Genomic DNA, 15,499 nt, shown 5'->3' on the forward strand with positions numbered 1-15,499 from the left:
GATTGTTATATATGGTATCTTTGCAAAGTAATTACGAAAGCATCGGCAGCCAACAAAGCATACATGGATAATCTTCAGGAACTATTTCAACAAATAATTGATAAGCCCATCCCTTCACTTTCCATTATTCTCAACCTGGTACTGATAGAGAGCCTCCTGTCTGTTGATAATGCAGCGGTATTAGCCACTATGGTAATGGACCTGCCCAAAGACCAACGCAAAAAGGCACTGAAATATGGTATAGTAGGAGCTTATATATTCCGGGGGATATGCCTGTTCTTCGCTGTTCTGCTGGTGCAGGTATGGTGGTTCAAACCGGTTGGTGGTATCTACTTGCTATTCCTTACCGGCAAATACTTCTTTCAGAAGCAGGAAGAAGAAAGCCCTGAGACCATAGCAGATGAACTGAACCGCAAAAAGAAAAGTGCACTGTATCATAAGACGATCGGTGCTTTTGGCCCTTTCTGGTCAACTGTGATACTGGTAGAACTTATGGACCTTGCCTTTTCTATTGACAATGTAATAGCCGCTACGGCCTATACCAAAAACATCATCCTCATATGGGCGGGCGTGTTTATCGGCATACTCGCCATGAGATTCGTGGCGCAGGGTTTTGTCCGCCTGATGGAAAAGTACCCTTTCCTGAATGCATGTGCCTACACGGTTATCGGTATACTTGGGGCCAAACTCACTATGTCAGTGCTCACACATTTCTACCCTTGTACGCCCTTTACCAACTTTCTTGAAGGACCTCAAGCCTGCCTCGATATGGAGGGTGGACAAATGCCCGTTGGCGAACATGCGATAGTTTGGGGGGATGTCCTGATGTCTTTTATCAGTATCGGCATTTTTGTTATACCTGTGATGACCTCTATCCTCTTTAATTTCCCGAAGCATCGGCAGCATCAGGGGTAGAATAGAAATCCCAGTCGGGGTAGGTAGCATTCCAGTGTATCTTGTCGCCTATTTTACCTATTCCAAAGAGTTTATTCAGTGCTATATCAAGGCCCAGCTCATTATATGCACCCGCAACATGATAATGAGAACGGGAATAGTGCACCTGGAAACGGTTAAGGTCTATACCGACACCGTACGCAAAACCTGCCATGCCTGTCTTATCCTTTATCACCAGCTCAGAGCGACGCAGGTGATTATATGAAGCTGTAACCAACACCCTCTTACCCAGCAGTATCTCAGCCCCGAATATGAAATGCCTGAACAGCTTGTCGGTAAAGTAGGTCTTTGTTTTATTGTCCTCTTCCGTAGTGCCGAACAGGTTATTACTTTGTGCATCTGCGGGGTTATCATAACGAACATCCCATTGGTACAGGTGATGTAAAGTCGCTATCAACCTCAACGGGACGTATTTGAAACGCTTGGTGATGCCTATCTGTACGTCAAAAGGCAGCGGTTCTGCCGGATTATTGGGATTGTACTTTTTCAGCATCACCCCCATATTTTTGGCCACAGCGCCAATTGTAATGAGCGATGCCGTGTCCATATAAGTAATGCCAACATCAGCCATGGCGGCATAGGCATTCCGGTCGTACAGGGTAGACTGTGCATATTTCAGCGAAGCCCCATAGCGCCATTTCTGCAGGTATTGCCTGGAAGCACCTATGGTTATGGCATAGTCACTGGCGTTGAAATCGCCCATTTCGTTACCCAGGTTATCTGTACGGGTAAACTTGCCATAGTTGAGGTATTGTACCCCCAGCAGGAAAGAGGTTTCCAGCTTGGGTACGTGGTAGCCATATTGCAGATTAGATACACTGATGCCTGAATAGTAAAAATTCTGGTTGAGACCCAGTGTGTTGTGCAGACCCGGCCGCATCAGCGAGGGGTTCTGCATAGCCAGCGAGATATCCTTATCAGCATTGGAAACGTTCATACCACCGAGGGCCGAAACATGCGGACCCGAGGGTAGCCTGAGAAATTCCATAGCACTCTGCCCGCCTACCACCTGCGCAACGGCGGGTGATGCAGCAAGACAAAACAGGTATATACTGGTCAGGATACTTTTTGGCATATGTTGTTAACGTATGATCAGCATTTATATTGCTGTAAATGCGTTAGTTATATTACTTACCGCTTTCAGCAGCCTTTTGCATCTCTTCTACAATAGCCTGGCTGACACCCGTACTGGAGAAGCCGCCATCATGGAAGAGGTTTTGCATGGTCACCATACGGGTAAGGTCGCTGAACAGGCTGACGCAGTAATTAGCGCAATCCAGTGACGACGCACTACCTAAAGGAGACATTTTATTAGCATATTCAAAAAAGGCGTCGAAACCTGATACACCTGAGCCTGCGGTAGTAACAGTCGGCGACTGTGAAATGGTGTTCACCCTTACTTTTTTAGCAATACCATAGTGGTAGCCAAAGCTGCGGGCGATACTTTCCATCAGAGCCTTAGCTTCTGCCATATCGTTGTAACCCGGGAAGGTGCGTTGTGCCGCTATGTAGGTCAGTGCTACCACAGAACCCCACTCGTTGATGGCATCCAGCTTCATGCAGGATTGTAATACTTTGTGCAGCGACAAAGCGGATATATCCAATGTTTTCTGGAAGTTGTCGTAATTAGTAGCTGTATAAGGGAAATTCTTCCTTACGTTGGGAGACATGCCAATGCTATGCAAAACAAAATCCAGCTTACCGCCCAGCACTTCCATGCTCTTGTTCAGCAGGTTCTCTATATCCTCAACCGATGTAGCATCGGCACCAATTACTTCAGCATTGTTACACTGCTTCGCCAGTTCATTGATCTTGCCCATACGCAAAGCGATAGGAGCGTTGGTCAATACTATTTCACCACCCTCTTCGCACACGCGCAGTGCAGTTTGCCAGGCAATAGAACGTTCGTCCAGCGCACCGAAAATGATACCTTTTTTTCCCTTAAGCAGTTGATTAGCCATAACTAGGTCTGTTTTAAATATTTAGGAATGGTAAAAGTAGAAAAAAAAGTATTGGTTTTCGCCTCTTATTAGCCTTGAGCTATATGGTGTATGGTGTTGTTTTTCATATTTCGGGTTTTATGTGGTTATATATGTAAATTAATTTGCGGCTATCATTCCCAAGTGTAAAAACATGCCTTTTTGTATCGTTTTGTATCGAATTGTTGCGGTTTTCAGGGTATCGTAAATAGAAACACATCGCAATTATATTATTTAAATATATAAGTATTGATACAGCGCGGAGGTTTTGTTAAGTATTGTTAAGTAATATTGAGTGTGTCTCTGTTATTATCAATCCTCATTCCGCATAAATGACAATACCTTCTATGAATCGCGGTGTTGTGCAGGAAATCACCCGAACCACAAAACATGTTACTATTGTATACTATTTCAAAGAACCAGTGTGTTATATACACTATTAAATTATAGTCAAATATACAATAATTTCATGTAAATGTCAAAACTAATATGGCTGGCTAATTTGTAATAATATGAGTAGGGCGTCACCTGGCAGGGATGGGAACGGGATAAACTTTGCCCGAGCTAACCACCCCGATTTTCAAAACCCATCAAAGATGGTTTTGAAAATATCCCCTCCTAGTAACAGGAGGGGAGTTGAATATTTGATAATAATCATGGGCTTAACATTAGCAATTATTATGAACAGTTACTCTTTATTTTCCTCCCAGGTGTCTTTGATGTCAGGTGTATTCATGGGTTTGGAGTAATAGTGGCCTGTTCCATGCTTTTTTCTTGCTCGTTCAGCCATAATTATACCAACAACTGAGGCAGGAATAAACAACAAAAAATACCAATAGTTAAAATGACCCATTAAACTATATAAACCAGCGATGACAAGCACTGCTATAAAAACAGGGCTGAGAAATATCTTTATCCAATAGATCATTTCCATCAGCAAATTCATATGTACTTGATTAATACATAGACTTTAACCCATCACCGCCTGATAATTACCTCTACCCTTCGGTTCCTGTCGCGACCAATTTCGGTGTCGTTTGATGCTATGGGATCTGCTTCTCCCCAGCCCTGGGTGTTGATATTCAGTTCGTCGATGCCGTAGCCCATTATTTCTTTCTCCACTATCCTGGCGCGCTCTGCCGAAAGCTGCTCATTGATCATGGGTGTGCCCGTATTATCAGTATAGCCATTTATCATCACTACATAGCCCGTTTCTGCCAGCCAGGGCTCCATAGCTGTTTGTATCAGCGTCCTGTCAGAATCAGAAAGCGCCTTGCTGTTGATGGGAAAATGAACGGTAAAAATGAGGCTGTCATGTATCGGAGCGGAGTATCCCTGCGGCAACAGTGGTATGTTCCGCTCAATATACATATCTGCTTCCCGTGATGTTTTTTCTGCCCATATAGTGTCTGTAATAGCCTGGTAGCCTATCCTGTCTGCCGTATACAGGTATTTTTTACCGGCAGGAAGGGTGATCATAAAACTACCGTCACCACGATTACTCACAAAACGATACAGGTGCGCACCTGTTTTCACATCGCTGATATTCACTGCGGTGTAGTTCAGCTTGTTTTGGGTCAGGCTATCGTAAGCATAGCCTTTCCATGCCACAACAGGCACCGGTTGCAGGTAAGTCGCCAGTTTAGTCCGGTACAGGTCATAATTACCTTCGGTGCTGTCCCTGTCCGATGCAAAAAACGCTGTTTGGCCGTCCATGGTCACAGATATGCTTTTTTCGTTGCCATTAGAGTTGATAGGGTAACCCATATTAATGGGTGCCGACCATGTAGTATCATTTACTTTGCGGCAATAATACAGGTCGGAGCCGCCCATCCCGGGGTGGCCATCGCTTGTGAAATAGAGTGTACGATTGTCAATATGAATGAATGGCGCGGTCTCATCGCCGGGCGTATTGATCTGCGGGCCCAGGTTGCGGGGCATACGCCACAGGCCATCGTCGAAAGTGGAGACCCAAAGATCCAGCCCGCCATAGCCACCTTCGCGGTTGCTCACAAAATACAGGTCGCGGTTATCGGGCGACAGGCAGGGCATGCCTTCATAAGCCGTAGTATTAATAGTAGCGCCAAAGCTCTGCCCGATAGACCATACACTGTCAGCCGTATAGGCCATGAACAGGTCGCAGCCACCCTGGTCCCAGCCGTTCTCGCTGCGGTTGTCGCAACGCATATAGAACAGGTAGTGCCCGTCGGCAGACACGGTCTGTGCCGCCTCATGGTCGGGTGTGTTGGTAGGCCTGCCCAGGTTGCCACCGGACAGCCAATCGCCACAGGTATCCAGGTGGGTGTGGTAACAATCCATATCTACATTATTCACCATACGGGTGAAATATAGTTGTGTAGTATCGGCGGGGATAAACGGGTGCAGCTCCGGGTATTGTGTATTCACCCTCGGGCCAAGATTATATACGCTGTCTTTCAGCATGTTTTTCAGCGCAGCCTGCATAAATATGGCCTGTTTGCGCAGCACCTCCCATTCTTTATTGCCCGCGCCATTGTGACCGGCTATCAGTTGCATGGCCTGTGCGGGCTTATAATCGTACAGCAGGGAGCGTGCCAGCGGCAGGGCGAAGGCTGTTTGACCGTTCTTACAACTACGCGATGCATTAACGAATACCTCGGTTGCCTTGTCAAATTTACGGTCGGTAAAATACCATGTACCCAGCGTACTGTATGCTTCGGCATAGCCCGGGTAGGTTTGTATGGCCTTGTGCATAGCCACATAAGCCAGGCTGTCTTTCTTCTTCAGGTGGTATTGCAGGGCAGTGTTATACTCTTTTACAGCAGCATCCGGCACCTGTGCAAATACAGGTGCTGCGAACAGGAGGCAGTATGTAAATATGATGTACTGTCGCAATATGAACCTCAATAATAGGTAAAAATAATAACCTATGCCGTTCATTCATAAAAACAGAACTTTGTATTTTCAGCAATACTGAACTTTTTCCATATGAGCACAATGATAAAATGTCCCCAATGCGGCAATGAATTTCAACCTGACGAGGCCGCGAGGGATGAAATAAGGAAGGAATACAGAACGGAGATGATGAGCTGGCAGAAGAAGAAAGAGGAGGAACTGAACAGCAAATTGCAGCAGAAAGAGGAAGAAACCCGCAAGCAACTGGAGGAGGTGCGCAAGAATCTGGGCACGCAGATAGAACTACAGGTGAAAAAGAAGCTGGAGCACGACTACGAAACGCAGATGAAATTTCTGCAACAGCAGAATAGCGAGAACGAGGCGCGACTGGCGGATGCGAGGAAGAAAGAACTGGAGTACCTGAAAAAAGAACAGGAGATACTGAACCGTGAAAAAGAACTGGAGCTGGAAATGCAGAAGATGCTGAGCGAAGAGAAGAACAAACTCTCAGAAAGCATCAGGAAACAGGAGGAGGAACGCAACCAACTGAAGTTTAAAGAATATGAGAAACAACTGGAGGACCAGAAAAAGCTGGTAGAAGAGATGCGTCGCAAAGCGGAGCAACGCTCGATGCAGATGCAGGGCGAAGTGCAGGAGCTGGCGCTGGAAGAGATGCTACGAAGCACTTTCCCTTTTGACATAGTGGAAGAGGTAGGCAAAGGCGTGCGTGGTGCCGACTGTATACAGACCGTACGCAACAACCTGGGGCAGGACTGCGGCAAGGTGATATATGAGAGTAAACGCACCAAAGATTTCAGTGCCGACTGGATAGAGAAACTAAAGGCCGATATGCGCAGCCAGGGTGCAGATATAGCCGTACTGGTGACACAGGCCATGCCTAAGGATATGGAGACCTTTGGCGAAAAGGATGGTATATGGATATGCTCGTTTGCGGAAGCTAAAGCGGTGGCACAGGTGCTGCGCGACTCGATACTGCGGGTGTATAACGTGACCAAAAGCCAGGAGAACAAAGGGGATAAAATGACCCTGCTATACAGCTACCTGACAGGCAGCGAATTTACCGAACAGTGGAAGGCCATACGCGAGGGCTTTATGTCTATGAAGGTATCGATACAAAAAGAGCGTGACGCTATGGAGCGCATATGGAAGGCCCGTGAGAAACAACTGGAAAAGATACTCCTCAGCTCAGCACACATACGCGGCTCAATAGACGGCATAGCAGGAATGGATAGTATAGATATGAACCTGCTGGATGATGGGGTGGATATGATAGATTAGAAGTATATGGGAAAAGTGTACACAGTTTTCCTGAATGGTAAAAGAATTGCTACTACTCTATTTGAGCATGGCGATCCACCTATGGGCGTAGTTCTTGGAGCACTTCGACTTGAAGGCATTGAATCCGGTTATGATTTTTTCAGAGCATACTGTGTAGCAAACCATATTGAACACACAGATCATGCAGAGGATAGAATCATAATTACTGAAAGTAAAATACATGGGTTGGTGGTGTTAAATACAGACGGGAAGGAGATCAAAGGAGTAGGAGAACAGATTTCAGGTATGGATGGCGATACTTTTCAGATTGACATATTTGGCATTCCATACCCTTTTTATGAAGAAGAGTTCCCGGACCATGTAAGTAAATACAATGAGTTGTTCAAAGACAAAAGTCCTTAGTAATATGCTGTTCAAGATGTTCTGACAGGCATCTTGAACTTATAAATACTAAGCCGTTTTGCAAACGGCATTCATAGTTACCAAGCTAATTGTAATCAGTCAGCTCAATCAAACCCTTACCACCATAAATAGTACGCGCACTACTGTAAATGTATTCTTCTTCTTTTTCTACAATATTGGCAGCAACAGGGTTTCGATGAATATAATCACGCTTCACTTTAAAAAAATTTGAAGTAGTGATCTCTTCTGCATGATTATCCTTTTGCCAGAATGTAATTTTATCATCCTGCTTCAGCAACCACAACAACCAGCTTTTGCGACTTTCCTGCTGGTTATTTTCAATTGCCTGCACAACCTGCGTCGCGGTATATTTCTTAAAATCTCGTAGTATATCGCTTAACTTGTTTCTTCCGGTACAGGAAATAATAAGGTGTATATGATTACTCATTATTACCCACGCAAATATTTCAAGCCCTTTATTCTTCCGGCAGTATTTGAGACTATCGACAATGATATCTGCATATTCATTGCGGGTAAAAACATCTACCCACTGTACTACAGTACATGTGATAAAGTAAACTCCTTGCTGGTCATATATTCTGTAAGCATAGCCCATATCGTGATAGTTTGGCACTTCAATATACTGAACTTTGGGAATGCTATTGCCGTTTGCAAAACTGCTTTCTATTCAGTGTTCGAGATGCCCTCCGGAACATCTCGAACAGCAGTGATATTATTGACTAGAAACCGTATCAGCTGTTAATGATGTTACAAATCTCACATAGAAATCCGACAACTAAGCTGTTGCAAAGAAGAAAAACCAAAATAGTGTCCAAATCAATCCAATTGAATTGAATACTAAGAGCTCGATGCTTGTTTGATATTTCGGATAATAGGCTCTACAAGCAGAAATAATTAAGAAATTAATAGTAAACAAAATCGGGAGCAGTAAAAGCCCATACCCCATAGGACCTCCACCATTTTTCATAATTCTTATAGATAAGGGCACAAAATAAAAATTTGCCAAAATAAGAATGCTTGATACAATCCTATTTGCATTTTTGGTCATTTATTATTTGTGTTTTGATAAATATCAATAACTAAACGGCCTCTCCGCAGTCGCCATAAACTTATTCCAGATATCAGCTACAATTTCACCTGCTGGTTTAATGTCTTTTATCAGTCCGCTTATTTGTCCTATTTCCAGTTCGCCTTCGGTAAGGTCTCCTTCAAACATACCTTTTTTAGCGCGGGCACGGCCCAGCAGCTCTATCATTTCGTCGTTGGTGGCACAACGGTTCTCCGCCTCTGCCACACGCACATAAAAGTCGTTCTTTATCAGTCGTACGGGAGTGAGTTTTTTCATGGTCAGCACGGTGTCACCTTCGTTCGCGTCAACTACCGCCTGTTTAAAATTCTGGTGGCTACTGGCCTCGGGGCTGCATACAAAACGGCTGCCCACCTGCACACCTTCGGCACCCAGCGCCATCATAGCATACATGGCACGACCCGTGGCAATGCCTCCCGCTGCTATCACGGGTATATGCACCGCTGCACGCACCATCGGTACCAGGCAGAGCGTGGTGGTCTCTTCGCGACCGTTGTGTCCGCCCGCTTCAAAGCCTTCGGCCACTACCGCGTCCACTCCGGCATCTTCGCTTTTCTTGGCAAACTTCGCACTGCTTACTACATGCACTACTTTAATGCCTTGTTCCTGTAAGGTCTTTGTCCATGTTTTGGGGTTGCCAGCCGAGGTGAAAACGACCGGTACTTTTTCTTCTATTATAATAGCGATGTGCTTATCGATATCGGGGTACAGCAACGGCAGGTTAACACCAAATGGCTTGTCTGTAGCTGCCTTGCATTTTTGTATATGCTCTTTGAGTACTTCGGGATACATACTGCCCGCGCCTATCAGGCCCAGTCCGCCCGCATTGCTCACAGCAGAAGCCAGCCTCCAGCCCGACGCCCATATCATACCCGCCTGTATTATGGGGTATTTTATTCCGAACAGTTCGGTGATGCGGTTATTGAATGTATTGTCAGCAGTTATCTTTCCTTCAAAGAGCATTCGTAAATAGTTTAGGCGTTCTTCTTTTTATAAAACAGCGTATTGCTGTTCTCTTTCCTGAAAATCTTCTTAGCCGTTTCCATCAGGAAATCAGCAGTAACAGCATTGTACTTTTCCCACTCGTCGTTGATCATAGCGGCATCGCCCAGCAACTCATAAAAGGCCAAGTTGTTGGCACGCGACAGCAGGCTCATATCCTCAAAAGCGATCATCGACTCTATCTTGTTCTTCACCTTGGTCAGCTCTTCGTCTGATATACCTTCGGCCAGCAGTTTTTCAACTTGTTCATTGATAGCGGCATCGGCTTCTTCCAATGTTTTGCCTTCTACTATCTTCCCTTCTATGATGAGCATACCGGGGTCAAGGCTGCCTGTGTGGTAGCTGCCAATATTGCTGAATATCTTTTGTTCTTTTACCAATGCCTGGTGCAACCTTGATGCCATACCATTGCCCATGATATCCGTTATCAGGTCGGTAGCATAGTATGCGGGCGACATCCTGTCATCCATATGCCATGCTTTGTATATGGCGTTCAATGGCACGTCCGCTTCAAACACCTTTACTCCCGCCTCAGCCTGTGCCGGCTCCTGCGGAATATTACGTACATACTTTTCGCCTGCAGGTATGCCGCCAAACCATTTTTCTGCCAGTGCTTTTACCTCTTCAGTAGTTACATTACCGGCAACAGCCAGTATCGCATTGCTGGGGCGGTAATGTTTGTAGAAGAAGTTCTTTACATCTTCCAGTTGTGCTTCTTCTATATGCTTCAGCTCCTTACCTATGGTCATCCACTTATAAGGGTGCTTTTTGTATGCCAGTGTACGCAACTCGTCCCAGGCGTTACCGTATGGCTTGTTGATGTAATGTTCTTTGAACTCCTCGCAAACCACCTTGCGCTGTACGTCCAGGCTTTTCTCGCTGAAATCCAGCGCATTCATCCTGTCGCTCTCCAGCCAGAAGGCCGTTTCTATATTCTGCACGGGTAGTTGTACGTAGTAGTTGGTAATGTCATTGGTGGTGTAGGCGTTGTTCTCACCACCCGCCATTTGCAATGGCTCATCGTATTCAGGCACATTCTCCGACCCGCCGAACATCAGGTGCTCAAACAAGTGCGCGAACCCTGTACGTGCTTCATCCTCATCGCGGGCGCCTACGTCATACAGCACGTTTACCGCCACCATCGGGGTATTGGTATCCCTGTGCACGATCACCTTCAATCCATTCTCAAGTGTAAACCTGTCAAACTGTATCATAATATCTTTTTGAACGTGGGCAAAGTTAATGGATTGGCGATAAGTCGCCAGCCTAAAATGCAGGCATAGTCATTTTCTATGATGTGTACTTGCGCATTACAGCAAACTATCTTTATGCCGCTCCAGCATATCCAGCAACCTGTCTACATGATGCAGGTGTGTGCGGAAGGACAGACAAGCGAAACGCAACACATATTGCCCATTCAGCATAGTAGACGAGATAAATATATCTCCATCTTTATGCATAGCCTCTACCAGGCTTTTATTAAAATCATTAGCATCTCCGGTAGGTGGCACGTAACGATATGTTACTACTGACAACTCGGCCGGGCAGGCAATCTCGAAACCGAGCGCTTTTACCTGTTCTGTAAAATAGGTAGTGAGCAATATCTTCTCCCTCAGGCAATCTTTAAAAGCCTGCTCTCCATATAATTTTAATGGCAGCCACATGCGCATACCACGAAAATGTTTACTCAGTTCAGGTGAAATATCTGCGGGTGATATTACCTCAGTAGAATGGACCGTGTCCTGCATATAGTTGGCTTCGTAGGCAAAGGCATTCTGCAAATGATGTAATTGTTTCACCAGCACGATACCCGTACCGTACGGCAGGAACATACCTTTGTGCGGGTCCATCACTATTGAGTCTGCCAGTTCTATACCGTCAAACTTAGGTCGATAATCATCCAGTAATAAAAAGTAACCACCATAAGCAGCGTCTACATGCATCCACATATCATACCTCTGCGCTACTTCGCTTATGCTACGTAACGGGTCGATGGCACCTACGTCTGTACTGCCAGCATTGGCAATCACCATAAATGGCAGCAAGCCTGCTTTTATATCTACCGCAACCTGTTTTTCAAATGCGTTCACATCCATGCGGTACTGGTCGTCCATAGCGATCTTTCGCACAATGCATTCACGTAGTCCCGCAATGATGATAGCCTTATCAACACAATGATGTGCCTGCGATGTAGTATAAATAACTGTACGCTCAAAATCGCGCGCTTTTAAGTTCTTAGCATCCCTTGCAGTTGTCACCGCTACCAGGTTAGCAATGCTACCTCCTGATGTAATATTGCCCCCGAAACCTTTTTCATAACCTACCAGCCTGCCACTCCATTCAATCAGCGCATTCTCAATACGCACTGCACCCGGCGATGCATAGAACACACCCGCATATTTATTGGTCACGTCCGCCAGGTAATCGCCAAGGGCTGCCGCGTACAACCCACCGCCCGGTATATAACCCAGGTGTCCGCCATGTGCGGTATTGATGCCCGGGTCTTCCATATGTTGCTGCAACAGGTTAACGATACTACTTATATCATTGGGAGCGGAGAAGTCCGTTGCACTCAAAGTGTCATCATCATAACCATCTTGTATAAAAGTGTGCGCGTCCGCCAACCTGCCAAGGAAAGCTTCAGCATATTGTTGCACCTCTGCAGTTACTTCTTTTCTTGCAGTTGTATCGGGGTCTAAAACATTGCTTTTTTCTTCCAGCTCTTTTATCCGGCTGACCAGTTCATTGCTCATAAGGCAACAAATGTAGCGAAACAGGGAATAAGTATTAATTTGCATTATGCACTTGTTGCGGTGCATCAACTAACACTGTTACATATGGACGAATTTCTACAGGCAGCAATTGAAGAGGCTAAAAAAGGATTACAGGAAGGAGGTATTCCCATCGGTTCGGTCATTGTTCACAATGGTGTAATAATCGGCCGGGGGCACAACCGACGGGTACAGAACGGCAGCGCTATACTGCATGCCGAAATGGACGCACTGGAGAATGCAGGCAGGCAAACCGCACATGTATACAAAGAATGTACTTTGTACACAACACTATCACCCTGTGCTATGTGTACAGGTGCTATCATACTGTATGGCATACCTAAGGTAGTCATTGGTGAACATGAGACCTTTATGGGTGAGGAAGAACTGCTGAAACAAAGAGGTGTTGATGTAGCTGTTATGAATGACCATGAATGTGCGCATATCATGACTGAGTTCATACAGAATAGGCCGGAACTATGGAACGAGGACATAGGCAAATAGAAGCCATTCATTCCTTTTAACTATTTTTACCCCACATGCATTTATATACCATCATAACTATAATAGTATCCATTGCGGCAATTTTCGCCTTTATCAATCATAAGTTTATAAAGCTGCCGGCAACCATAGGCATTATGGCTTTGTCGCTCATCAGCTCTTTGATACTGGTAGTGATAGGCAAGTACGTGCCACATATGTTTCACTCTATTACCGACGTGGTTAAAGACCTCGATTTTTATGAGTTGCTCATCAATATGATGCTGAGCTTTCTGTTGTTCGCAGGGGCTATTCATATCAATATATCCAAACTGAAGGAACAAGGGTTGCCCGTATTTACCCTTGCCACGGTGGGCACACTTTTATCCACCTTTGTGGTAGGCGGGCTGCTGTACCTGGTATTCTGGATGTTTGGCAATCCCATTGATATGATATACTGCCTGCTTTTCGGCGCACTTATTTCACCCACCGACCCGATAGCCGTACTCGGCATCCTGAAACAGGCCAAGATACCCGGGTCGCTGGAGATGAAGATAACGGGCGAGTCATTGTTCAACGATGGTGTGGGCGTTGTGGTATTTCTATCATTGTTAGAGATCGCTCACCTGGGTGTAGAAAATGTTTCGGGAAGTGATATTGCCAGTGCCTTTCTGCAAGAGGCCGGTGGAGGTATCCTGTATGGTGCTGTGCTGGGTTTTGTCGGCTTTCTTTTTTTGCGGGCTGTTGATAACTACCAGGTAGAAGTATTGATAACACTGGCCATTGTAATGGGTGGCTACACTCTGGCTAACGCACTGCATGTTTCCGGCCCGCTGGCCATGGTAGTAGCAGGCATCATTACCGGCAACCAGGGAAAGGAGCTGGGTATGTCGGCCATAACCCGCGATTATATCGACAAGTTCTGGGAGCTGATTGACGAGGTACTCAATGCGATACTGTTCCTGCTGATAGGTTTTGAGATGCTGGTGCTTGAAATAGATAATACCATGCTTATGCTGGGCCTGATAGCCGTGGCCATCGTACTGCTGGCCAGGTGGATATCAGTTGTGCTACCCGTAGTATTCCTGAAAAGGTGGGTTAAGTTTGAAAGGCATGCCATAGCCATGCTTACATGGGGCGGGCTACGCGGTGGTATCTCCGTTGCACTGGCCCTTTCTCTGCCTACCAATATGCATCGTGATGAGTTTGTATCGCTCACCTACATCATCGTCATTTTTTCAATTGTAGTGCAGGGCCTTACCATCGGCAAACTGGCCAAAAGGCTCAAAGTTTCCTGAGTACTGTTAAGCTCGGTAGTTTTTAGTATTTTTATATACAAACACTTCGCTATGCGTACAGTCCTGTTCATAACAACTGCCCTGTTATGCCTTTCAGCACAAAGTTCATATGCACAAGGCAACGAACCACAAACGGGAAAGATATGTGGTACCGCCGAGGGTATGAAGGCTTTATATGATGCCTACCCTTCGGCCAAAGCAGAAGCGGAAGCATTAGAAATATTCACGCAACAGTTCACTCAACAACAAGCCAAATCAACCGCCAACCCTACTTATACCATACCCTGCGTATTTCATGTATACGGAAGTACACAAGGCGGTTATCCAATTACCGATGCACTCATACAACTGGCGCTGGATGGTGTGAACGATGACTTCAACGGCAAAAATTCTGATTACGGAACCGTACATAACCAATTCAAAGCACTGCGCAGTACATTGGATATTAAATTCGTACTGGCCAAGCTTGATCCTTCGGGCAATCCTACAACCGGTGTTCTTTACTACCCGGTAAAAACAGGCTATGCCAGCTTAACCAAACATAATGCTGAGATAGCGCAGGAATCTTGGGACAACTACAAGTACCTGAATGTTTTTGTGATGGAAGACCTGTATGGCGACGGTATCACGAACAACTCGGGATATTCATTTTATCCTAATAATCAAATGAATGACAGCGGCTTCTCGCGCATCATATACAATGGAAGATACCTGGCAACCAACAACACGGCCAATCCTGAATTCGCCTCTGTACTTACGCACGAATTTGCACATTATTTTAACCTTCAACACACTTTCGAGGGTGGATGCACCACTCCCAACGATAATGTTTCGGATACACCACCCTGCACTACTGCACAGGGATGCCACAGCAGCGCTACTGCCAACGCACCGCTGAACTGTAATAACGACCTGGTGAACGCCGAGAACTACATGGACTATAATACTAACTGCTATAAGATGTTTACCAAAGGACAGGTAACACGTATGATGGCAGGATTGAACCATACTTCCAGGATCACTTTGTGGGACTATGGCAACCTGGTAGCTACGGGATTAGTTGGCATTAATGATATAGCAGCAACTGCTGTGTACAATGTATATCCTAACCCAAACAATGGTAGTTTTGGTTTTGACCTGGGAGCGGATGCAGGCGAGTATTGTTCTATAACCATAACTGATGTAACCGGAAGAGAAGTATACTCAGATCATGTAAGTGCTGCCACAAGGCATTACAACGTAGATATTACCGGGCAGCAACCCGGGCTATACCTGCTGTTTGTGCAAACTGACAACAGTGGCAGAGCCGTACAGAAGATACATATCAGGTAA

At 45.6% G+C, this 15,499-nt stretch carries 14 protein-coding genes; 6 read left to right on the forward strand and 8 right to left on the reverse strand.

Annotation, left to right across the window (positions count from 1 at the left end; genetic code table 11):
• The first annotated feature begins 63 nt into the window (after window positions 1-63).
• Window positions 64-915 (forward strand): TerC family protein, encoded by an 852-nt coding sequence (locus H6550_00400; GenBank protein MCB9044572.1) that lies wholly within the window; start codon window positions 64-66, stop codon window positions 913-915.
• Here H6550_00400 and porQ read toward each other — a convergent pair.
• The 4 genes from porQ to H6550_00420 all read right to left on the reverse strand — a co-directional run bounded on the left by porQ (window position 881) and on the right by H6550_00420 (window position 5,807).
• Window positions 881-2,029 carry a type IX secretion system protein PorQ gene (gene porQ / locus H6550_00405; protein MCB9044573.1) on the reverse strand — a complete coding sequence of 383 codons (1,149 nt, stop codon included), beginning with the start codon at window positions 2,027-2,029 and terminating at the stop codon, window positions 881-883. The genes H6550_00400 and porQ overlap by 35 nt on opposite strands.
• Before the next feature lie 52 nt (window positions 2,030-2,081).
• Window positions 2,082-2,915, reverse strand: a complete 834-nt coding sequence (locus tag H6550_00410; GenBank protein ID MCB9044574.1) for an SDR family oxidoreductase — start codon at window positions 2,913-2,915, stop codon at window positions 2,082-2,084.
• Window positions 2,916-3,621: 706 nt separating this feature from the next.
• A complete protein-coding gene (locus tag H6550_00415; GenBank protein MCB9044575.1) occupies window positions 3,622-3,879 on the reverse strand; it encodes a hypothetical protein in 258 nt (85 codons plus the stop codon).
• A 32-nt stretch (window positions 3,880-3,911) separates the two neighbouring features.
• A complete protein-coding gene (locus H6550_00420; protein MCB9044576.1) occupies window positions 3,912-5,807 on the reverse strand; it encodes a PD40 domain-containing protein in 1,896 nt (631 codons plus the stop codon).
• A gap of 93 nt (window positions 5,808-5,900) precedes the next feature.
• Between H6550_00420 and H6550_00425 the strand changes: the two genes are divergently transcribed.
• Window positions 5,901-7,106, forward strand: coding sequence for a DUF2130 domain-containing protein (locus tag H6550_00425; protein MCB9044577.1), 1,206 nt, complete (start codon window positions 5,901-5,903; stop codon window positions 7,104-7,106).
• Window positions 7,107-7,112: 6 nt separating this feature from the next.
• A complete protein-coding gene (locus tag H6550_00430) occupies window positions 7,113-7,508 on the forward strand; it encodes a hypothetical protein (protein MCB9044578.1) in 396 nt (131 codons plus the stop codon).
• Between the two features lie 85 nt (window positions 7,509-7,593).
• Here the strand turns inward: H6550_00430 and H6550_00435 are convergent, their stop codons facing one another.
• The 4 genes from H6550_00435 to H6550_00450 form a co-directional block, all read right to left on the reverse strand.
• Window positions 7,594-8,124 (reverse strand): transposase, encoded by a 531-nt coding sequence (locus H6550_00435; protein MCB9044579.1) that lies wholly within the window; start codon window positions 8,122-8,124, stop codon window positions 7,594-7,596.
• Between the two features lie 477 nt (window positions 8,125-8,601).
• Window positions 8,602-9,579, reverse strand: a complete 978-nt coding sequence (locus tag H6550_00440) for a nitronate monooxygenase (GenBank protein ID MCB9044580.1) — start codon at window positions 9,577-9,579, stop codon at window positions 8,602-8,604.
• A gap of 11 nt (window positions 9,580-9,590) precedes the next feature.
• Window positions 9,591-10,832, reverse strand: coding sequence for an insulinase family protein (locus H6550_00445; protein ID MCB9044581.1), 1,242 nt, complete (start codon window positions 10,830-10,832; stop codon window positions 9,591-9,593).
• Between the two features lie 96 nt (window positions 10,833-10,928).
• Window positions 10,929-12,371 (reverse strand): aminotransferase class V-fold PLP-dependent enzyme, encoded by a 1,443-nt coding sequence (locus tag H6550_00450; GenBank protein MCB9044582.1) that lies wholly within the window; start codon window positions 12,369-12,371, stop codon window positions 10,929-10,931.
• An 84-nt stretch (window positions 12,372-12,455) separates the two neighbouring features.
• Here H6550_00450 and H6550_00455 point away from each other — a divergent pair, with 84 nt between their 5' ends.
• From H6550_00455 to H6550_00465, 3 genes are read left to right on the forward strand one after another with little or no spacing between them, the layout of a single operon-like run.
• The gene (locus tag H6550_00455; protein MCB9044583.1) at window positions 12,456-12,893 is read left to right on the forward strand and encodes a nucleoside deaminase; all 438 of its coding nucleotides are present in this window, start codon (window positions 12,456-12,458) and stop codon (window positions 12,891-12,893) included.
• Window positions 12,894-12,928: 35 nt separating this feature from the next.
• Window positions 12,929-14,167 (forward strand): sodium:proton antiporter, encoded by a 1,239-nt coding sequence (locus tag H6550_00460; GenBank protein ID MCB9044584.1) that lies wholly within the window; start codon window positions 12,929-12,931, stop codon window positions 14,165-14,167.
• A gap of 51 nt (window positions 14,168-14,218) precedes the next feature.
• Window positions 14,219-15,499, forward strand: a complete 1,281-nt coding sequence (locus H6550_00465) for a T9SS type A sorting domain-containing protein (protein ID MCB9044585.1) — start codon at window positions 14,219-14,221, stop codon at window positions 15,497-15,499.

The organism is Chitinophagales bacterium (assembly GCA_020636495.1).
Lineage (GTDB): Bacteria > Bacteroidota > Bacteroidia > Chitinophagales > Chitinophagaceae > UBA5543.